At 68.9% G+C, this 20,462-nt stretch carries 17 protein-coding genes, 2 tRNA genes, 1 other RNA gene and 1 pseudogene; 11 read left to right on the plus strand and 10 right to left on the minus strand.

From position 1 onward, the window contains the following. Nucleotides 1-53: 53 nt before the first annotated feature. Nucleotides 54-761, minus strand: a complete 708-nt coding sequence (gene deoD, locus D7044_RS16630) for a purine-nucleoside phosphorylase (protein WP_120679978.1) — start codon at nt 759-761, stop codon at nt 54-56. A gap of 75 nt (nt 762-836) precedes the next feature. On the opposite strand from deoD, the gene D7044_RS16635 reads away from it, so the two are divergent. Beyond that, nucleotides 837-923 (plus strand) — tRNA-Ser (locus D7044_RS16635). Nucleotides 924-1,048: 125 nt separating this feature from the next. Here D7044_RS16635 and D7044_RS33000 read toward each other — a convergent pair. The 3 genes and pseudogenes from D7044_RS33000 to D7044_RS32155 form a co-directional block, all read right to left on the minus strand. Beyond that, on the minus strand, nt 1,049-1,897 hold the full coding sequence (locus D7044_RS33000; protein ID WP_233565014.1) for a DUF4231 domain-containing protein: 849 nt from the start codon (nt 1,895-1,897) through the stop codon (nt 1,049-1,051). Between the two features lie 195 nt (nt 1,898-2,092). After that, nucleotides 2,093-2,897, minus strand: a pseudogene (locus D7044_RS16645) (tyrosine-type recombinase/integrase); the annotation flags it as partial. 38 nt (nt 2,898-2,935) lie between these two features. Then, nucleotides 2,936-3,652, minus strand: coding sequence for a hypothetical protein (locus tag D7044_RS32155; protein WP_147434679.1), 717 nt, complete (start codon nt 3,650-3,652; stop codon nt 2,936-2,938). Between the two features lie 768 nt (nt 3,653-4,420). Here D7044_RS32155 and D7044_RS32435 point away from each other — a divergent pair. Further along, nucleotides 4,421-4,597 carry a hypothetical protein gene (locus D7044_RS32435; protein WP_158610014.1) on the plus strand — a complete coding sequence of 59 codons (177 nt, stop codon included), beginning with the start codon at nt 4,421-4,423 and terminating at the stop codon, nt 4,595-4,597. A 1,028-nt stretch (nt 4,598-5,625) separates the two neighbouring features. Here D7044_RS32435 and D7044_RS16660 read toward each other — a convergent pair. From D7044_RS16660 to D7044_RS16675, 4 genes are all read right to left on the minus strand, one after another. After that, nucleotides 5,626-7,317: an SdrD B-like domain-containing protein gene (locus tag D7044_RS16660; protein ID WP_120689478.1), complete on the minus strand. Its 1,692-nt coding sequence runs from the start codon at nt 7,315-7,317 to the stop codon at nt 5,626-5,628. Nucleotides 7,318-7,538: 221 nt separating this feature from the next. Then, nucleotides 7,539-8,030 (minus strand): hypothetical protein, encoded by a 492-nt coding sequence (locus tag D7044_RS16665; protein ID WP_411710989.1) that lies wholly within the window; start codon nt 8,028-8,030, stop codon nt 7,539-7,541. Nucleotides 8,031-8,113: 83 nt separating this feature from the next. Continuing rightward, a complete protein-coding gene (locus tag D7044_RS16670) occupies nt 8,114-8,680 on the minus strand; it encodes a hypothetical protein (RefSeq protein ID WP_120679982.1) in 567 nt (188 codons plus the stop codon). A 209-nt stretch (nt 8,681-8,889) separates the two neighbouring features. Further along, nucleotides 8,890-8,974 (minus strand) — tRNA-Ser (locus tag D7044_RS16675). Between the two features lie 81 nt (nt 8,975-9,055). Between D7044_RS16675 and ffs the strand changes: the two genes are divergently transcribed. The 9 genes from ffs to D7044_RS16720 all read left to right on the plus strand — a co-directional run bounded on the left by ffs (nt 9,056) and on the right by D7044_RS16720 (nt 19,131). Continuing rightward, an RNA gene (gene ffs, locus D7044_RS16680) (signal recognition particle sRNA small type) lies at nt 9,056-9,145 on the plus strand. Nucleotides 9,146-9,336: 191 nt separating this feature from the next. Then, nucleotides 9,337-11,907, plus strand: coding sequence for a DNA polymerase III subunit gamma and tau (locus D7044_RS16685; RefSeq protein WP_120689480.1), 2,571 nt, complete (start codon nt 9,337-9,339; stop codon nt 11,905-11,907). 117 nt (nt 11,908-12,024) lie between these two features. Next, complete coding sequence (locus D7044_RS16690; protein ID WP_233563284.1) at nt 12,025-12,333, plus strand: YbaB/EbfC family nucleoid-associated protein; 309 nt, start codon at nt 12,025-12,027, stop codon at nt 12,331-12,333. 7 nt (nt 12,334-12,340) lie between these two features. Continuing rightward, the gene (recR, locus tag D7044_RS16695) at nt 12,341-12,934 is read left to right on the plus strand and encodes a recombination mediator RecR (RefSeq protein ID WP_120679988.1); all 594 of its coding nucleotides are present in this window, start codon (nt 12,341-12,343) and stop codon (nt 12,932-12,934) included. A 254-nt stretch (nt 12,935-13,188) separates the two neighbouring features. Beyond that, nucleotides 13,189-14,862: an ABC transporter substrate-binding protein gene (locus D7044_RS16700; protein WP_120679990.1), complete on the plus strand. Its 1,674-nt coding sequence runs from the start codon at nt 13,189-13,191 to the stop codon at nt 14,860-14,862. A gap of 97 nt (nt 14,863-14,959) precedes the next feature. Further along, complete coding sequence (locus tag D7044_RS16705; protein ID WP_120679992.1) at nt 14,960-15,967, plus strand: ABC transporter permease; 1,008 nt, start codon at nt 14,960-14,962, stop codon at nt 15,965-15,967. After that, nucleotides 15,964-16,977 carry an ABC transporter permease gene (locus tag D7044_RS16710; RefSeq protein ID WP_120679994.1) on the plus strand — a complete coding sequence of 338 codons (1,014 nt, stop codon included), beginning with the start codon at nt 15,964-15,966 and terminating at the stop codon, nt 16,975-16,977. Before D7044_RS16705 ends, D7044_RS16710 begins: the two co-directional genes overlap by 4 nt. Before the next feature lie 73 nt (nt 16,978-17,050). Then, nucleotides 17,051-18,037 carry an ABC transporter ATP-binding protein gene (locus D7044_RS16715; protein ID WP_120679996.1) on the plus strand — a complete coding sequence of 329 codons (987 nt, stop codon included), beginning with the start codon at nt 17,051-17,053 and terminating at the stop codon, nt 18,035-18,037. Beyond that, the gene (locus D7044_RS16720) at nt 18,034-19,131 is read left to right on the plus strand and encodes an ABC transporter ATP-binding protein (protein WP_120679998.1); all 1,098 of its coding nucleotides are present in this window, start codon (nt 18,034-18,036) and stop codon (nt 19,129-19,131) included. Before D7044_RS16715 ends, D7044_RS16720 begins: the two co-directional genes overlap by 4 nt. Before the next feature lie 220 nt (nt 19,132-19,351). Here the strand turns inward: D7044_RS16720 and D7044_RS16725 are convergent, their stop codons facing one another. Continuing rightward, a complete protein-coding gene (locus D7044_RS16725) occupies nt 19,352-19,810 on the minus strand; it encodes a hypothetical protein (RefSeq protein WP_411710986.1) in 459 nt (152 codons plus the stop codon). Further along, the gene (locus D7044_RS16730) at nt 19,807-20,451 is read right to left on the minus strand and encodes an HNH endonuclease family protein (protein ID WP_120680000.1); all 645 of its coding nucleotides are present in this window, start codon (nt 20,449-20,451) and stop codon (nt 19,807-19,809) included. The genes D7044_RS16725 and D7044_RS16730 overlap by 4 nt, the downstream gene beginning before the upstream one ends. Nucleotides 20,452-20,462: the final 11 nt, after the last annotated feature.

Below are 20,462 nucleotides of genomic sequence, written 5' to 3' on the forward strand. Positions count from 1 at the left end.
GAACCGCCCCGCCGATCCGTTCAGATCGGCGGGGCGGCGACGTACGACGGGACTCAGCTGATGATCGTGTCCAGCGCGATCTCGACCATCTGGCTGAAGGTCTGCTCACGCTCGGCGGAGGTGGTCTTCTCGCCGGTCTTGATGTGGTCGCTGACCGTCAGCACCGTCAACGCCCGCGCCTTGAACCGGGCCGCGATCGTGTAGAGCGCCGCCGACTCCATCTCCACGGCCAGCACGCCGTAGTCGGCGAGCGTGTCGTAGAGGTCAGGCCGGTCGGTGTAGAACGCGTCGGCGGCCAGGATCGGCCCGACGTGCATGGTGATGCCCTGCCGCTCGGCCACCTCGACGGCCGTACGCAGCAGCCCGAAGTCCGCCACCGGCGCGTAGTCGATCAACCCGTCGAAGCGCATCCGGTTCATGTTCGAGTCGGTGGACGAGCCGATCGCCGCGATCACGTCCCGCAGCTTCAGGTCCTCCCGCAGCGCCCCGCACGAGCCGACCCGGATCAGCGACTTCACGCCGTACTCGTTGATCAGTTCGTGGGCGTAGATCGAGGCGGAGGGCATACCCATGCCGGAGCCCTGGATCGAGACGTCCACGCCCTTCCAGCGGCCGGTGAAGCCCAGCATCCCCCGGACGGTCGAGTAGCACTGGGCGTCCTCGAGGTAGGTCTCCGCGATCCACTTGGCCCGCAGCGGGTCACCCGGCATCAGGACCCGCTCGGCGATCTCTCCCGGCTTCGCGCCGATGTGCGTACTCATGGCAAGGATCCTGCCAGGCTGCGCGGAGCCATACCGGTTCGGCACCGGAAGCCGCGGTCCTGTAGCCTACTCGGCGGTGGCGTGTCCGAGTGGCCTAAGGAGCACGCCTCGAAAGCGTGTGAGGGTTTACGCCCTCCGCGGGTTCAAATCCCGCCGCCACCGCTCGTGAAATGCGAGAACGCCCGGTCGGTCCGTGAGGATCGGCCGGGCGTTCCGCCTTGTGGTCTCAGTGCGGTCTCAGTTGCCCCTGCGGGGGCCGTGTAACACAAGATCACGACAAGCCGGGCTCACTCCTCGCGTGTCACCTCGACCGGCTGGTCGAGCTGCTGTTGCCGCTTGTTCTGTTCGTCGCGTAGGCGCTCGACTGTGTCGGCGAAGAGTGCGTATGCGTCAGGCTCCTTCAGGTTGGCATACTTTCCCACCCGAAGTTCAACCGCTTCGTACTCCCGCTCAATGGCGTCAGCCGTCTGCTGCGAATTGAAGCTGCGCTCGTGGTATTTGAAGTAGCCAGTAAAGCCGGCGGCGAGACCGACTGCCGCGCTAGCCCCAACGGTAAGCCACCTTGCCTGGACGAAGGAGACGGATGCCGTAGCAATGGCCGAGGTGATCACCGACCCGACGATGATGATGCTTTGGAAGCGATTGTGCACTCTGCGGGTTCGGCCTGCATCCTCCCTGAACTGAGAGATCAGGTCGGGGACGTCATCTCTATACCGCTTCTGTGCAGGCAGGGCGGAATCCTGGTCGCCACTGCTTTCAGTGTCTGACTCTGCCTGAGTCCTCCGGCGAACCACGTGCAGTTTCTTGATGGTGATGCGGGTGGAGCGTGCGCGCTTGTACTGCCAGTAGGCAAGCGCGGGCGAACCCAGGAGGGATACGCCTGCTACAACGTAGAGAGGAATGGTGAATCGGGAAATATGCTCGGATAGCTTCAGGGTTGCGATTGCGGCGAGAGAGATAAGCGTGAGGTTGCCGAGGAATATCCAGGTCAGTCCGACCTTGCGCCAAATTTCTTGAAGATGGAGCTTTTCCTCTGCGTCGATAATCAAGCTGCGAACGTGGTCGGGCTGCCAGGCCGTAGATTCGTCGTTGACTACATCGGCCCATTCTTGCTCATTCGATACCCCCGCCTGCATGGCCGCCACGTTATGGCGAGTGTGGTGGGTTGGGAAGGTAAACGATTGTCGTTATATCGACACTTGCCTTCGAGGGGTAAATGTGGTTCGTGACGTAGGCGCACCCGACGCGAGCTGCATCGGGTGCGCCGTACCGACAGGCCACCAGCCGCTTGACCCTGAGTCTCGTCCAACCCTCTCGGCGTCTGTGGTGCCGCTCCAGAGCAGGCCGCCGACGCGGCGGGCAATGTCGCGCCGTACTTGTGTGGTCAGGTGCTGATAGCGAGTCGCCATCGCCAAGTTCGACCAGCCCATGATGCCCATCACCGCACGTTCGGCCACGCCGAGAATCAGCAGCACCGTCGCCGCGGTGTGCCGGGCATCATGCAACCGGCCGTCGCGAAGTCCGGCAAGCCGAAGCAGCCGCTTCCACTCGTCGTAGTCGGTGCGAGCGTTGACCGGGCCGCCGGTCGGCGTGGCGAACAGCCAGTCACCTCCCTGCCAGAGTTGGGCGGCGGTAACGCGCTCCTGGTCCTGCTCGTCGCGGTGCTTGCGGAGCAGCGCCACCAGCTCGTCAGGGAGGCCGATGCTGCGCCGACCGGCCCGAGACTTGGTATCGGCGGTATCGGCCCGTATCTGGCGGCGGTCGGGACAGTGGCCGCCGTGCTTTCGGCCGCAAGGTGAGCGGCACCCGTGCTCCCACCTCGGCCTTTGGCGGCCGCGCCGGACGGTCAGGGTCCCGGCGTCCAGGTCAACATCTGACCAGCGCAGGCCGAGCGCTTCCCCCTGGCGCAGGCCGAGGGCCAGCGCGACCGCCCACCGTGCGCTGTTGCGCCCGGCCATGGGTGGCAGCCATGAACCGCTGTACCTCAGCGACCGTGTACGGCTCGATCTCACTCTCCGGCAGGCGCGGTGCCTTGGCGCGGGTGGCCGGGTTCTTGGCGAGGTGCCCTCGGCGCACGGCCTCGTTGAGTGCGGTTCGGATGGTGCGGTGCGCTTGGTGGGCGGTCGCCGGGGCGCTCTTTCTTGGTCGGATCACAGGGAATCGTCCACAGGGGTTTAAGCGATAGACTGCTCGGCGGCTCTCTCCCACCGACGTCCGACTTCCCCTGCGCCGATGGCAGTCATAAACGCGCCGATAGCCGCAATTTTTTCGGGATCAACGGAAGCTATAGCCTTGAATATGGGTGCGTCGCTGTCATTGAAGTGTTCATCTTCAGCGAAGCTGTGAAGGACCTGCATCGCGTCACGCCGCCGCGCGGTCGGCTCCACATCCGTTCCGTCGAGGACTGGCTCAACAATCTCGATTAGCATCTTCACGAGAAGCGTAAGATCGAGGCCAAGAGTCAACATCTGACACACGACGCAGATCCCCGCTCGCAGGCACACCTGCGCGAGCCCAAACAGCTGCCCTTCGCTATTGAACTCGGAGATATCGAGAACGCCACTTTTCACGCCGTTCTTGAACATCAAGGCCAAACCCGGATGAGGTGACATTGCTGAGGCCGACACACAGTTCAAGAACTGTGGGTCGTTGGGGCGAATGTTATGCAGGATTGTGTGCCAAACGTCATCAGGTACCGATGTCAGCACCAGGCCGCCCTTGCCGCCTTCGCGTTGCTCATCTTCTTCGCTACGGGCTTGGGCCTGCACGAAGTCCACAAGATAGTCGAAGGCGCGAAACTTCCCGTTCTCAACTTCTTCCAAGCAAGCACTAGCCCCATGCACAGGTTCGGTCGCCCAACTGAATCCCTCCGATATTTTGAAGTGATTCACGCGCCGAGCCTCGCGTCTGTCGATGTATGCGGCAGATGCTTTCTTGAGCCAAGATCGAGGCACTGGGGCAAGGTAGCCTGCGCGGCGGAAGTCAATAGCCGCAGAAACGAGGGCTGCGCCCCAAGGCTTCACTCCGTCTCTGCCGCCGTTCCATCTTTCGACAACAGCCGGCCCCGCAGAGAGAAATTCTGCTAGCCCGACTCCGTCGACAGTGTCGAGGGCCGCTGCCATGCGGCTGTCATGACGGAGAGATGCTGCTCTTGTCCGCTCGCGAGCATTCAACTCACGTGGAAGCCTTACAATGCGAGCAAGCGAGAATACACGGCGAGTGTCGGGGGCGAATGTTGGAATATTGGGATAGTTCGCAGCGTCGCCGAACGCACTTCTCGCCAACGAGCGAATGGTGGCTAAGAGAATGACATCAACCCGTCCCGGAGGAGAAACCACTCGCAGGAGAGACGCATCAAGACCCTCCCTTGACAGGTAATTTTCCAAATCGTCGAGCCAAATCACAACGTTCTCGAAGGCGTAGCGCGCTTCAACCGCTCGCCGGAGCGACAGTCCATCTCGTGGCCGTAAGAATTTCCAGCTTGGGTGATCGCGGAACCATCTGGCGGCTGCCTCGTACGCTGAGCGGGTCTTGCCGGCTGCCGAGGCGCCCTCCAAAATGACAAGCCCACCCGTACGCATATGTGCGTCGATCTCTGCATCTACTGCTCTCTGCACATAGGGTGGCAGACGCGGAAGCCCTTCTCCTTGAATCGAGGGATGGACACCCAAGTCGCCTACTGGGTCGTAGTCACCGAAGGCATGGGTCAGGACGGAGCCGTCCCTAACCATCTGCTCAAGCGAGCGAGTATTAGCCACGTCGATATGCTCATGGTGAACCTCAATGGTGCCAATCTCGTTTGCCGCGATTCCACCAAAGGCAGCGAGAGCGGCTGAGTGTGCGGATGCACTCAGGGCCGTAGTTCCGCCGGGCGCGGCTAGGCCTGTCGCCGCCCCGGCAGTGGAGGGTTTGCGGAATGGACTGGCCCATTGATAACCCCCGCAGCCACGCCGCTTGTCGAAGCTTGGTTGGATAGGCTTCCACCCACGGCGAGCGAACCCACGCCCGTAGCAGCCGCACGGGGGCCACTGTCGTTAGCCAGCATGTCGATTAATGAGCGAAGAGCGGGAACGGAGTCCGGGTTCTCCTCGATCAAGTCAGATATGCGTACCCGCCACCGGTATGCTTCTTGTTTGCGAACGTCGTCGATTTGCTCTGGCGGTGCTGCCTCGAGTGTGGCGCGAGTCGATTCCAGTCGGCCTTCGATAACAGCTCTTCGCGGGGCACTCTCTCCGGCGAACACACGGACGCAAGCCTCCTTGATCGAGCTCCAAGCATCTGTAGTCGCGGCGCTAACCAATCCGGTCCCCGCGGTTGCGGCGAGAGTCAGCAGCGCTTCCGGAAGTGCCATAATTCTCCCCCTACGGATGGAGGTTGGTGCGCTAGTCAGAGTCAACTAGCGCATTGCGAAACTAGCCTGTGCGCTGCCTTGCAGGAGACCCTCCGCGGCGGGTGGTCGGTAATGCGACAGATGTCTTGACGTTTCCTGCAGCCCGCTCACTCGGGATGCGACCATGTCATTATCCGGTGCCAGCATTGAACCCCCCCAATTAGTCGTGACCAACTCTTGTGATGGCCCGCGGCCGGGTGTGGGTCATAGTTGCCCAGTGCCCTGCGACGGTGGCGGGCTTAGCTCCGTCCAGCCTGTCACGGCTGCTGCTGCATCATTGCGAACACGTGATCGCAGACCTCGAAAGCGTGTGAGGGTTTACGCCCTCCGCGGGTTCAAATCCCGCCGCCACCGCTCGTGAGATGCGAGAACGCCCGGTCGGTCCGTGAGGACCGGCCGGGCGTTCCGTCGTTCCGGGATGCGTGCTGGGAGGACTCGGGCCCCGAAACGGACCCGGGCCCTCCCAGCACGGCGTCAGGACTGCGGCAGGATGCCGACGTCCACCGCGGTCTCGGCGCCGTCACGCACCTCGACCAGGGCGCTGAGCCCGTACGAGTAGTAGTCGCCGACGCGGGTGACGATGTCCGAGTCGGTGGCGTCGTCGCCCACGTCGGGCGTGGTGAACTGGGTGCCGCTGCCGTCCGGAAGGAAGACCTTTACGGCGTAGCGGCCCGGCTGCAGCCGGCCACCCCAGTACGTGCCGCTGACCGTGTTGGTGTAGATGCCCGGCCAGTCCCACGGCAGCGAGCCGGTCTCGGGTACGACGGTCAGCCCCGAGATCTTGTTGAAGGCCAGCGGCTCGTCGGCGTCGCGCTGGCCGTCCCGGTCGAGGTCGAGCCAGACGCGGCCGGTGACGGCGCCCTCGGCGATGTAGGTGGCGGTGTCCGAGGCGGTGTTGTTCTCCGCCGAGGACTCCGGCGTGCCGGCGGACGCGGTGGCGGTGAAGGTCAGCGGGCCGGCCGGCGTGCCGGGCAGCGCCCGTAGCTTCACCTCCATGTGGAGCCCGTCGGTGGCGATGTCCCAGTGGTCACGGGTGCACTCGGCGAACCGGTCGGTCGTCTCCTCCAGCCGGCAGGCCCAGGCGGGGTCGCCGGCGTCGGCGGAGAGGAATTCGACGGTCGGCGGGAGCGAGATCCGGACCGCGACGTCCTCCACCGGGCTGCCGCCCTCGGTGAACACGGCCGCCGACACCTCGAACTCCTGGTTCGCCCGCAGTTCGTCCGTGCCGACCACGTTGAGCCCGTAGACGTTCAGGTCACCCGGTGGCGGCACCGCGTAGGTGAAGGTGGTGGTGTCGCTGTTGTTGGCCAGCGTTTTCTCCGGCGCCGGGGTCGACACCGAGCCGGTCACCGTCCGGGTGTCGCCGGCCGTGCCGGCCGGGAAGTACGGGTAGAGGTTGAACTGCGCCGCCTCGCCCGGTGGGATCTCCTGGTCGTTCTCGCAGACCCAGGTGGAGGTGGAGAAGTCGCACTGCCACGACGGGTCGCTCGGGGTCGAGGCGCCGGCGAAGGCGTCCGCCGGCATGTGGAAGGTGAAGCGGGCGCCGGGGGCGGGAACGGTGCCCTCGTTGACCGCCCGGGCGCTCACGGAGCCGCGCGCGCCGTTGCCGCCGTAGGTGGAGATCTTCCCGCCGTCCGACTCGAGGAAGGTGAAGGCGAGGTCGGGCTTCACCACGTACGCGATCGTGGCGGTGCCGGTGTTGTTGGTGCTGGACGACTCACGGCTGTCGGTGGCGGCGGTGGCGGAGATGTCCGCCTTCTGGCCGTCCGTGCCGGGGGGCAGGGTCGCCCAGACGTCGAACGCGGCGGTGGCGCCCGCGGCGAGGTCGCCCCACTTGCACTTCGCGGCGCCGGCTTCACAGGTCCAGTCGGCGGGTCCTTCGCCGCCCCAGCCGAGGGTGACGCCGGTCGGCGGCTGCAGCTTGACGGTGACGCCGGCGGCCTCGGCGCCCCCCGCGTTGCGGACCGAGACGTGGAGGCGGACGCGACCGCCGTCCGCACCGACCTGGCCGGGGTCGGTCTGCAGACCGAGGACGACATCGGCGGGGTTGGGCGCGGCCACCGCCGCGCCCGGGAGAGCGGTGAGCATCGACGCGACGACGGCGGTCGCGAGGGACCCGGCGTGCAGCGCGCGGCGCACGGTCGGGCGGAACACGTGGTTGACCATGGGTTCCTTGTCTGGTCGGGGAACAGGACGAGGGCCGGGACACGCGCTTGCTGAAGGCGGTCACCGGACCCGGCCGGGATCTTGACCCGGTCTATCTGTCAGGCGTCCCTCCGGCCGGAAGGGTTACATCCGCCGCGCACTGGGCGGCTGAACGCGAGCCGCCCCGAGGACCGACCGTGCGCGCGCCGCCGCGCTGCGACCGGTGTGAAGACCTCGACGTCTCAGCAGGGGCCGTGACCCTCGGAGAAGAGGCGTTCGGCCCAGTCCGCGTACCCCGCGATGACCTTCCGCACGGTCCGGCCGTCGTGCAGGAAGAGGTAGGCGCGGTCGCCGTCGCGGGCGAGCAGCCCATCGAGCCGGTACGTCCCCTGTGGAGGGTGCAGTGGTGTCAGTTCGGGGTAGCGGACCCGGACCTGCCGAAGTGGGCTGCCGACGCCGACGCCCTCCGTGGTCCGCGTCGAATCGGCGAGCCAGAGCAGCACCAGCCGGTCGTCGACGAAGACGGGGCTGATCGCGGCGTGTCCGGCCAGCGTCTGCCCGCAACCTTGCACATCCGTACGCAGGATGCCGCGTCGGGTCAGCTCGTCCTCGCTGTCGCCGAACTCGATGTCGCGCAGGCCGTTGAGGTCGAGGACCTCGCCGGCCGGAATGATCCGTTGTGGACTCACGGGTGACGTGTTCGGCGGACTTCCCGAGATGACGGCAGCCGTCAGCAGCCCAGCAATAAGGGCAAATTGGCGCAATCTCATAGTTTTCCCCCGGGGTCCCTAACGCCCGGGACGCGGCTAGGTTGCTCTCAACGCCCGGATTGCTCCTCTTCCCACTGCTCGGCGAGCTCGTCCCAGTAGTCCGCGCTCAACCGCCGCCGGCCATGGGCCAACCAGCCGGCGGTGTTCCGCTCCAGGTGCAGCCCCAGCTCCGCGAACGCGTCGATCCAGGATCCCGGCTCGACGCCCAGCTCGACGAGGGCGCTGTTGATCGGCCAGCCCTCGCGCGGGCCGTCGAGGGTGGTGTCGACGCGCGGCCCCCAGTGCAGCGTCCCGCCGAGCCAGACCGCCGCCGACTGGTATCCGAGCCCGCCGAAGAACTCCGCCTCGACGTACGCCACCGGGCCCCGCCTCGACCAGCCGGCCAGCGTCGCGGTCAGGGCCGGGCCGAGGACCAGGTCGAACGGGTGCTCGTCGGCACGTTCCTCGAGCGAGTAGTTCGGTAGCGCGCCGGTCAGCTCCTCGACCAGCTGCGGCGTGACCGGGAGCAGTGCGAAGTCCTGCCGCAGCTCGCCGAGGACCGCGTGATCCAGCTCGGCGGTCTGCTCGCGCAGCAGCTCGACGTCCGCGATCACCGCACTGAGCTGGTAACTCACCTCTCCACTCCGCGATCCACAGCCTGTGGATAGAACATGTGTACGACGGTTCTCCGCGCCGGTTCCCCCACGCCGCCAGTATCGCCGGGTGGCCGTGCGGGGCGCCATTCCACCGGCCCCTGATCCCGGTCGGGGCGGGAGTGACCCCGGGTACGACGAAGGGCCGGTCCCCGTGGGGCCGACCCTGTCGTTCTTGCTGCTCAGGAGAGCGGAGGATACGAGATTCGAACTCGTGAGGGTGTAAACCCAACACGCTTTCCAAGCGTGCGCCCTAGGCCTCTAGGCGAATCCTCCGCGGATCAGGATACAGGTCTCCGTCGGATCGCCCACCCCACCACCCCCTGAAGATCGACGCCGGGTCGGGTAGGCTTGGGCCACCTCCCGTGCGGCGGTATCTCGTGAACCTCCCCAGGGCCGGAAGGCAGCAAGGATAAGCGAGCTCTGCCGGGTGCACGGGAGGCCTTTCTGTCTCGGGCCCCCTGATCGACTCGGCTTCAGTGAAGTCGGGGTGTCCCCGGCGCGCTGATGGCCCGACATCCGTGAAGTCGAGTCGATCAAGCAGTTGATCGAGTGCTTGGGCGTACGTCAGCGGCGGGGTGGGTGGTCACCCGGCGCGTACCGGCGCAGAATGGCTCGGTCGAGAGGAGGCGGGACGGGTGGCACTGGCGCTCTACCGCAAGTACCGGCCGCGTACGTTCGCCGAGGTCATCGGCCAGGAGCACGTCACCGAGCCGTTGTCGCAGGCGCTGCGGAGCGGGCGGCTCAACCACGCCTACCTCTTCTCCGGCCCCCGCGGCTGCGGCAAGACCTCCAGCGCCCGGATCCTCGCCCGCTCGCTCAACTGCGAGCAGGGCCCCACCCCGGAGCCGTGCGGGCAGTGTGAGTCCTGCCGCTCGCTGGCGAACGACGGCGCCGGCTCGATCGACGTCATCGAGATCGACGCGGCCAGCCACGGTGGCGTCGACGACGCCCGCGAACTGCGGGAGAAGGCGGTCTTCGCGCCGGCCCGCAGCCGCTTCAAGATCTACGTCATCGACGAGGCGCACATGGTCTCGTCGGCCGGCTTCAACGCCCTGCTCAAGCTGGTCGAGGAGCCGCCGGAGTACGTCAAGTTCATCTTCGCCACCACCGAGCCGGAGAAGGTCCTCGGCACGATCAAGTCGCGGACCCACCACTATCCGTTCCGACTCATGCCACCGAAGGTGCTCCGGCCGTACCTCGAGCAGCTCACCGAGGCCGAGGGCATCTCCGTCGAGCCGGCGGTCTTTCCGCTGGTGGTGCGAGCCGGCGGCGGCAGCGCCCGGGACAGTCTCTCGGTGCTCGACCAGCTCATCGCGGGCGCCGGCGCGGAGGGGGTCACCTACGCCCAGGCCGCCGCGCTGCTCGGTGTCACCGACTCGGCGCTGATCGACGAGATGTGTGACGCCCTCGCCGCCGGGGACGGCGCGGCCGCGTACGCCACCGTCGACCAGGTGGCCGAGGCCGGGCACGATCCCCGCCGGTTCGCCTCCGACCTGTTGGAACGGCTGCGCGACCTGATCGTGCTCCAGCAGGTGCCCGACGCCGTCGCGAAGGGCCTCATCGACGGCCCGGCCGACCAGATCGAGCGGATGACCGCGCAGGCCCAGCAGCTCGGGCCGGGCACCCTGTCCCGCTGCGCCGACATCGTGCACAACGGCCTGGTGGAGATGCGCGGCGCCACCGCGCCCCGGCTGCTGCTGGAGCTGATCTGCGCCCGGATGCTGCTTCCCGGCGCCGACGACTCGACCGCCGGCCTGCTCCAACGCCTCGAACGCATGGAGCGCCGGCTCACCCTGGGCGGTGCCGACGCCGCCGGCTCCGCGCCGGTCGCCCCGGCCCCGGCCCCGGCCGTACGCCCGACGCCTTCCGCCCCGCCCGCGGCTGCCGCCGCGGCACCGGCCGACCCCGCCACGGCGGCTGCCGCCACCCCCGCACCGGCCCCCGCCGCGGAGCACGTCCCGGCTGCCGGCGCGCCCCGCCCGCACTCTCCCGCCGAGGCCGGCCCGACCGCTCAGCCCGCGGCGACCGCCCGCGCGGACGACGCGCCCCGGCGGGTCGTGTCGCCTTCGGCGGTGCTGCCCGACCCGGTCACCCCGGAGCCGCCCCGACCCGGGGCGGAGACGCCCGGCGCCCTCGACGCGGTCGCCGTGCGGCGGGTCTGGCCGGACGTGGTAGGCAAGGTCAACCGGACGAACAAGCGGATCGCCGCGCTGATGCGGGACGCCGTGGTGCGGGAGCTTGACGGCGACACGCTGGTGCTCACGGTGAAGTCCGGTGTGCTGGCCCGGATGATGTCCGACCACGCCGCGGTGCTCACCGACGCCCTCTACGAGGAGCTGGGTGGGCGCTGGCAGATCCGCTGCGAGGTGGCCGGCGAGCGGGGTGGGGTCACGCTCTCCGGCCCGCCGCGTTCGGCCGCCCCCGCCCCCGCCCCCGCCCCGGCTCCCGCTCCCGGCCCGGTGCCCGCCGCCCATGGCGTGACCGGCTCGGCTGCCGGCCGGGCCGGCGGCGGTGCGCCCGGTCCGGCCGTGGACGGCGCGGCCGGGGGCGACGACGAGGAGGACTGGCCGGAGCCGGCTCGCCCCGGCGGGGCTGCCCCCGTCGCGGCCGGCGGCTCCGCTCCGGCCGGGGACGCGGGGGACGACTGGCCCGAGCCGGCCCGCCCGGGTGGCGCCCTCGCGGCTGATCAGACGGGCCCCGTCGACGGCGGCCGGCCCGGACAGCGCGCGGCCGCGCCCGGCTCGGCGGAGGTCTCCGGCTCGGCGACCTCCCCGGGCGGTGCCACCGCGAGCGCCCCGGCCACCCGCAGCGCCGCCCCGGCGAACACCGGCGGTTCGGCCGCACCACGGCAGCCGGTCGCGCAGAACGGCAACGGCGCGCCGGTGAGCAGCGCCATCGCCGCGGCGCGAGCGGCCGCCGCGGGCCGTGGTCCGCGTACCGCCCAGCCGGCCCGGCCCACCGCGGACAACGACTGGGCGGGCGAACCGCCGTACGACCCGGAGTACGACGGGCCGGTCCGACCCGGCGACGGGCGACCGCAGGCGGCCCCGGCGACTCCGGTCTACGACGGGTTCGACCCCGGCGACGAGCCGTTGGACGACGTGATGGACGAGAAGACGGCCCGGGAGTCGAGCGAGGAGCAGGCGGTACGGCTGCTCCGCGAGGCCTTCGGCGCCGAAAAGATCAACGAGGTGGACGCCCGCTGAGCGACGCGGGTGGACGTACCGGAGAGCGGATCGGTCGGACCCAGCGGATAGGCTGAGCGACGGCCCAGCAGACGAGTGCGAGAAGGAGCCATCGTGCGCCCAGGTGGACAGCCGAACATGCAGCAGATGCTGAAGCAGGCGCAGAAGATGCAGCAGCAGATCGCCCAGGCGCAGGCCGAACTCGCCGAGGCCGAGCTGACCGGCACCGCCGGCGGTGGGCTGGTCACCGCGACCGTCGCCGGCACCGGCGAGGTCAAGAGCATCAAGATCGACCCGAAGGCGGTCGACCCGGAGGACGTGGAGACCCTGGAGGATCTGGTCGTCGCGGCCCTGCACAACGCCGCCGAGGCGGCCCGGGAGCTGACCGAGCGGAAGATGGGCCCGGTCGCCGGCGGCATGGGCGGCCTCGGCCTGCCGGGTTTCTGAGCCGCAGATGTATGAAGGCGCCATCCAGGACCTGATCGACGAGCTGGGCCGGCTGCCGGGCGTGGGCCCGAAGAGCGCCCAGCGGATCGCCTTCCACGTCCTCTCCGCCGACCCGGCCGACGTCAACCGGCTGGCCGGCGCCCTGCGCAAGGTCAAGGAGCTGGTGCGCTTCTGCACCAGCTGCTACAACGTCGCCGAGTCCGAGCAGTGCCGGATCTGCCGCGACCCGCGCCGCGCCGACGAGGTGATCTGCGTGGTCGAGGAGCCGAAGGACGTGGTGGCGATCGAGCGGACCGGTGAGTTCCGCGGTCGCTACCACGTGCTCGGCGGGGCCATCAATCCGCTGGAGGGGGTCGGGCCGGACAATCTGCGCATCCGCGAGCTGATGACCCGGCTCGGCACCGGTGCGGTCCGCGAGCTGATCCTCGCCACCGACCCGAACACGGAGGGTGAGGCGACCGCCACCTATCTGGCGCTGATGGTGAAGCCGATGGGGATCGCCGTCACCCGGCTCGCGAGCGGTCTGCCGGTCGGTGGCGACCTGGAGTACGCCGACGAGATCACGCTCGGTCGTGCCTTCGAGGGTCGCCGCGCCGTCTGAGCCGCAACTCAGGCACTGCCGCCGTACGCCCCGGCGGGCGTACGTCTCGATGCCTTGCACAGTCGACAAATCGCTTATCTCCGTAGTCAGGCATGTGTCGCCCTCAACCTCTGGCGGGCCTTCGGGTGTCAGAAGGTGTCGGCTTGATAGCGATTACCTCACGGGCGTTCCACTTCCTGGTTGACCTGTCATAGCCTCCCGCACACGGACCGAGCCACGACTTCGTGTGGTCAGGCGCATGACAGAGGTGAGAGATGCAGGCGAGAAGGCTTAGAACGGCCGTCGCGATCGCGGCCGTCACCGCCCTGGCGGTAGGGGCCGCCGGGTGCGCGGAGAGTGAGCGTGACGGCGACAGCGGAGAGGCCAAGACCGGCGGCACCTTCATCTTCGCGGGTGCCGGTGACCCGAAGAACTTCGATCCGAGCTTCAACGACGACGGGGAGTCGTTCCGGGTAATCCGGCAGATGTTCGACACCCTGGTCACCCACAAGCCGGGCACCGCGGAGCTGACGGGCGGCCTGGCCGAGAGCTGGGAGCACGACGCGTCCGGCAAGGTCTGGACCTTCAAGCTGCGCCAGGGCGTGAAGTTCCACGACGGTACGCCGCTCAACGCGGCAGCGGTCTGCTACAACTTCGACCGCTGGTACAACATGAAGGGCGCCGCGGCCCAGGCGAACATGATCTACTACATGGACACCTTCGGCGGGTTCGCCAAGAACGAGGCCGAGGGTGCCGGCGAGTCGATCTACAACAAGTGCGAGGCCAAGGACGACGGCACCGCCGTCCTGACCTTGAACCGGTACAAGGGTGCCTTCCCCGGCGCCTTCGCGCTGACCTCGCTCTCGATCGCGAGCCCCGAGGCGCTGAAGAAGTACGACGCCGACACGGTCACGCAGAACGGTGACTCGTTCGCGTACAGCGCGTTCGCCAACGAGCACCCGGTGGGCACCGGTCCGTTCACCTTCGGCGGCTGGGACAAGGCCAAGGGTGAGATCACCCTGAACAAGAACCCGGACTACTGGGGTGACAAGGCCAAGGTCGACAAGCTGATCATCAAGATCATCAAGGACGAGAACACCCGCAAGCAGGAGCTGCGGGCCGGTACCGTCCACGGCATCGACTTCCCGGCCCCCGCCGACCGCAAGGCGCTCGCCGACGAGGGCTTCCAGGTCATCGACCGCCCGGCCTTCAACATCCTCTACCTGGGCATCAACCAGAAGAACCCGAAGCTGAAGGACCTGCGGGTGCGCCAGGCGATCGCCTACGCGCTCAACCGTCAGCAGCTGGTGCAGACCAAGGGCCCGGGTGGCTCGAAGGTCGCCGACGAGTTCCTGCCGGACACCGTGCTCGGCTACGCCCCGGACGTGCAGAAGTACGCGTACGACCCGGAGAAGGCCAAGCAGCTGCTCAAGGAGGCCGGCGCCGAGAACCTGACGCTGAACTTCTACTACCCGCCGGACGTCACCCGGCCGTACATGCCGAACCCGCAGGAGATCTTCACCATCCTCGCCAACGACCTGCAGGCCGTCGGCATCAAGGTGAACGGTGTGCCGCGTCCGTGGAACGGTGGCTTCAAGGACGACGTGCAGACGTTCGGCAAGCACGACCTGCACATCCTCGGCTGGACCGGTGACTACAACGACCCGGGCAACTTCGTCGGGACGTTCTTCGGCCGGGCCAAGGCGGAGTTCGGCGACCAGGCGATGACCGAGATGTTCGAGGCCATCACCAAGGCCGACGGCACCGTCGACGAGGCGGCCAAGAAGGCCGCCTGGGAGCAGGTCAACCGGGACATCGCCAGCAAGTGGCTGCCGGCCGTTCCGGTCTGGCACGCCCCGCCGGCCATCGTCGTCACCAAGGACGTCGAGGGCATGGTGGCGAGCCCGCTGACCGACGAGCGGTTCAACACCGTCAGCGTCAAGCAGTGACGCCGATCGGCTGACGCCGTAGGCGGAATCGGCCCGGGTTGGGGGTTTCCCCCGCCCGGGCCGATTCCGCGACCATCGAGAGTCTGGTGTGTGAGAGATGTTGCGAGTCATAGTCCGCCGCCTGCTACAGCTGGTGGTGACGCTGATAGCGCTGTCGGCGCTGATCTTCATCTGGCTGCGGAACCTGCCCGGCGGCCCGGTCGACGCGCTGCTCGGTGAGCGGGCCACCCCTGAGACCCGCGCCCTGCTGACGAAGGCGCTCGGCTACGACCAGCCGATCCACGTGCAGTACGGCAAGTTCATGCAGCGGATCCTGACCGGGGACTTCGGCAACTCGATCCGCACCGGCGATCCCGTCATCGAGGTGATCGGCCGGGCCTTCCCCGCCACCTTCGAGCTGGCCCTTGCCGCGATGGTCATCGCGGTCGGCCTCGGCATCCCGCTCGGCTACCTCGCGGCCCGCTGGCGCGGCCGGTCGCTCGACCACCTGACCGTGGTGGGCACGCTGCTCGGCATCTCGATCCCGATCTTCTTCCTGGGCTACCTGCTCAAGGACGTCTTCACCCAGAACATCCACTGGTTCCCCCCGTCCGGTCGGGTCGGCATCGGGCTGGACAACACCAACATCACCGGCTTCTTCGTCCTCGACGGACTGCTCACCCGGGAGTTCGACGCGGCGGCGGACGCGCTCTGGCATCTGATCCTGCCGGCACTCACCCTCGCCACCATCCCGCTGGCGGTCATCGTCCGGATGACCCGGGCGAGCGTGCTCGACGTGCTCAACGAGGACTACGTACGCACCGCCGAGGCCAAGGGCCTTCGGCACCGCACCATCCGGAAGCGACACATCCTGCGCAACGCGCTGCTGCCGGTGGTCACGACCATCGGTCTGCAGACCGGCGCGCTGCTCTCCGGCGCGGTCCTCACCGAGAAGGTCTACAACTGGGGCGGCCTCGGCACCCTGATCACCGACTCGATCACCGGCAGCCGTGACTACCCCGTGCTCCAGGCACTGATCCTGCTGGCCGCGTTTGTCTTCGTGGTGGTCAACCTGCTGGTCGACCTCTCCTACGCCTTCATCGACCCGAGGGTGCGTGTGCGATGACCGAACCCACCACGCAGGCAGGTACCCCGGCTCCCCGGCGCAAGGACGAGCGTCCGGGCGGCGGGAACCTCAACCGGCTCGGCGACCGCAAGAAGGCGCGCCTGGAGGAGCTGGCCCGGGCCAGCTCCGGCAAGGGCGGCGTCAGCCTCTTCCGGGACGCGCTGCGCCGGCTGCGGCGGAACCCCGCCGCGATCGTCGGCGCCACCATCATCGGGCTCTTCGTGCTCGTGGCGATCTTCGCGCCGCTCATCGCCCCGCACGACCCGGTGCAGCGCTTCGACGAGTTGACCAGCAAGCTCGCGGCCGACAACATCCCCGGACCCACCGACGGATTCCCGCTCGGCTCCGACGAGCTGGGCCGGGACCTGCTCTCCCGCCTGATCTACGGCAGCCGACAGACGCTCTTCGTGGGCGTCCTCGCCACCCTCATCGGGCTCGCCATCGGTGTGCTGTTCGGCGCGATCGCCGGCGCCTTCGGCGGCTGGGTGGACAACATCCTCATGCGGGTCACCGACGTGATGCTGGCCCTGCCCGCCCTGCTGCTGGCGATCACGCTGGTCGCCCTCGCCAGTCGGTCGAGCCAGTGGACGGTCATCATGGCGGTGGCCATCGTCAACGTGCCGATCTTCGCTCGGCTGCTGCGCGGATCGATGCTCGCCCAGCGGGAGAGCGACCACGTGTTGGCCGCCCGGGCGCTCGGCGTGAAGCAGCGCAGCATCGTCCTGCGCCACATGCTCCCCAACGCCATGACGGCGGTGATCGTGCAGGCCACGCTGACGCTCTCCGTCGCGATCATCGAGGCCGCGTCGCTCTCCTTCCTCGGCCTCGGCGACCCGGACCGGGACCGGGCCGAGTGGGGCGCGATGCTCGGCGACGCCGGCGTCCGCTACTTCGAGGTACGCCCCGAACTGGCCTACTACCCGGCGCTGGCGATCATCGTCGTCGCGCTCGGCTTCACCCTGCTCGGTGAGGCGATGCGTGAGGCCATCGACCCGAAGAACCGGCGGTGACGACGATGCGAGACGACAGCGTCGGCCGACGGCGGCCGCGAGGAACGGACCAGCACGGTGAGGAAGTGACCCGATGAGCCTGCTCGACGTACGAGATCTGAGCGTCGTGTTCCAGCGGCGCGGCGAGCAGCCGTTCACGGCGGTCGACAAGGTCAGCTTCACGGTGGAGCCGGGGCAGACCGTCGGCCTGGTCGGCGAGTCGGGCTGCGGCAAGAGCGTGACCAGCCTGGCGATCATGGGTCTGCTCCCCAAGCGCGGCAACAAGGTCGACGGGGAGGTGCTCTTCGACGGCACCGACCTGCTGAAGTTGCGGCGCGACGACATGCGGGACCGGCGCGGCCGGGACATCGGCATGATCTTCCAGGACCCGCTCTCCTCGCTGAACCCGGTCATCCCGATCGGCGTCCAGGTCGCCGAGGTCCTCGAACGGCACCAGGGGCGCGACCGCAAGCAGGCGCTGCGCGAGGCACGCGAGCTGCTGGACGCGGTCGGCATCCCCGACCCGGACCGGCGGCTCAAGGAGTACCCGCACCAGATCTCCGGCGGTATGCGCCAGCGGGCGCTGATCGCCATCGCGCTGGCCTGCAAGCCGCGGCTGCTGATCGCCGACGAGCCGACCACCGCGCTGGACGTGACCATCCAGGCGCAGATCCTGACGCTGCTCAAGCAGTTGGTGGACGACACCGGGACCGCGCTCATCATGATCACTCACGATCTGGGTGTGGTGGCCGGCCTCTGCGACACGGTCAACGTGCTCTACGGCGGCAAGGTGGTGGAGCGGGCCCGGCGGCACGAGCTGTTCGCGCAGCCCCGGCACCCGTACACGCACGGGCTGCTCAACTCCGTGCCCCGGCTCGACTCGATCCGCGGCGAGCGGCTGCACGCGATCCGCGGCTCGGTGGCCGACAACATCCCGTGGGGGGAGGGCTGCGCCTTCGCGCCGCGCTGCGACAACGTTGTCGACGCGTGCCTCGAAGGACCGCCCCCGCTCGAACCCACCGCCACCGGCGGCGACCTGCGCTGCAACAACCCCGTTTCCGAGGAGGTGGCGGTACCGTGACCGAGCGGACCGGACCACTGGTCGAACTGCGTGACGTGAAGGTCCACTTCCCGATCAAGAGCGGCGTGGTCTTCGACCGCACCGTCGGCTACGTCTACGCGGTGGACGGCGTCTCGCTCTCCATCAACGCGGGTGAGACGTACGGGCTCGTCGGCGAGTCGGGCTGCGGCAAGTCGACGCTCGGCCGGGGCCTGCTGCGGCTGGTCGAGCCGACGGACGGCGAGATCGTCTTCGACGGCACGGACGTCCGCGCGCTCAAGGGCGAGACGATGCGCCGGGCCCGACGGCGGATGCAGATGATCTTCCAGGACCCGCTCTCCAGCCTGGACCCGCGCCAGTCCGTGGAGTCGTTGCTGGTGGAGGGTCTCAAGGCGCACGGGCTGGCGAACGACAAGGCGGAGACGAGCCGGCGGCTGCGCGAGGCGCTGGAGGCGGTCGGCCTGCCCGCCTCGGCGCTCACGAAGTACCCGCACGAGTTCTCCGGCGGCCAGCGTCAGCGGATCGGGATCGCCCGGGCGCTGGTGCTCGACCCGGACCTGATCGTCGCCGACGAGCCGGTCTCCGCGCTCGACGTGTCGATCCAGGCACAGGTGCTCAACCTGCTCAAGGACCTGCAGGCCGAGCGGGGCCTCACGTATCTGATCATCGCGCACGACCTGGCGGTGGTCCGGCACGTCGCGGACATCGTCGGGGTGATGTACCTGGGCGGGCTGGTCGAGGAGGCCTCCAGCGAGGATCTCTACCGCGAGCCGATGCACCCGTACACCCGGGCGCTGATGTCGGCGGTGCCGGTGCCGGACCCGGTGGTGGAGGATCGCCGCGAGCGGATCCTGCTCGCCGGCGACCTGCCTTCGCCGTCGAACCCGCCGGCCGGCTGCCGCTTCCACACCCGCTGCCCCTGGGCGCAGCCGACCCGCTGCGGCGACGAACGGCCGGCGCTGCGCGAGGTGACCTCGGGCCACCGGGTGGCCTGCCACTTCGCCGAGGAGATCGCCGCCGGACGGATCCGGCCGCACGAGGTGGAGCCGGAGCTGGTCCGGCCGGCCGACGGGGCGGCCCCCGGTGACCCGGGCGAACTGATCCCGACGCTCTGACCGCCCGGCCGGTGGTCGCGCCGCCGGCCGCCACCGGCGGAACGTGATGCCGCAGAGGCAGCTCGATGCCTCTGCGGCATCCGGCGTCCGAGCCCCGGTGCGCGGGCCGGGACGGCCTTGCAACCTGCCGGGAGCGTTCAGCCCTCCGAGCGGGATGGCCCGGAGACCTGCCGGGAGCGCTCAGCCCTCCGGGCGGGACGGCTTGACCTGCCGGAAGCGCTCAGCCCTCCGGGCGGTCGAGCAGGCCGACGGCGATGCCGTGCACCGCGTCCAGTCCGGCCGGATCCGGCAGGGCGGCCCGACCGCCGGTGACCGTGTACCACTCGTCGGCGTCCTTGTACTGCACCGTGAGGGCGACCTGCCCGTCGGTGTACTCGGTCCGCAGGGTCAGCTCGCCGGTGACGACGCCGACCTCGTCGGTCATCACCCCACCCGGACCGGCCACGATATCGGTACTCCGGCTCTGCGGGGCACCCGCGACGGAGGTGCCGGCACCCGCCGCGGGGACGCCGCTCTCCGCGTCCGCCTGCATTCCGGCGCCGGGCACCGCCGTGGTGGCGGCCGCCGGCCCGTCGGCGTTCATGCCGGCGCCGGGCACCGTTCCCGGCGCTCCGGCGTCGCCGTCCGCGTTCATGCCGGCCGTCGTCGGCTCCGGCCCGGTTCCCCCGCGCGCACTCATGCACAGCCCTCCAGCATGTCGGTCAGGGCGGTCTTCTCGGCGCTGGTCACCGTCAACCGCCAGTGGTGCTTGACGGTTACCCAGTCTTCGGCGTACTGGCACCAGTACGACCGGTTCGCCGGTTTCCACTGGGCCGGGTCCTGGTCGCCCTTCGACCGGTTGGAGGATGCGGAGACCGCGATGAGCTGCGGACGGCTGGTGTCGTTGGCGAAGTCGCCGCGATCGGTGTCGTCCCACTCGTCCGCGCCCGAGCGCCACGCGTTGGCCAGCGGGACGACGTGGTCGATGTCGACGTCGGAGGGGTCGGTGAAGGTCCGGCCGTCGTAGGCGCTCTCCCACCGGCCGCCGACCACGTTGCAGCCGGAGAGCTTGATGTTCTCCCCGTCACGCTTCAGCACGGTGTCGCGTACGTCGCAGTTCGTGCCGGTGTCCCGCCAGTGCGGGAACCGCGCCCGGCTGTAGCCCTTCATCGAGCCGGCGCTGGCGACGGTGAGCTGGCCGAGCATCTCCGCCGCGTTGCCGCCGGTGCTGCTCGGCGCGGCCTCCGGCTCGTCCACGGGCATGCAGCCGGTCACGCCGAGCGTCAGCGTCGCGGCGAGCACGGCCGCCGCGGCCGCGCGCGGTCCTGATCTGGTACGCACAGACGACACCT

This window comes from Micromonospora musae (assembly GCF_003626635.1).
In the GTDB taxonomy this organism is placed as follows: domain Bacteria; phylum Actinomycetota; class Actinomycetes; order Mycobacteriales; family Micromonosporaceae; genus Micromonospora; species Micromonospora musae.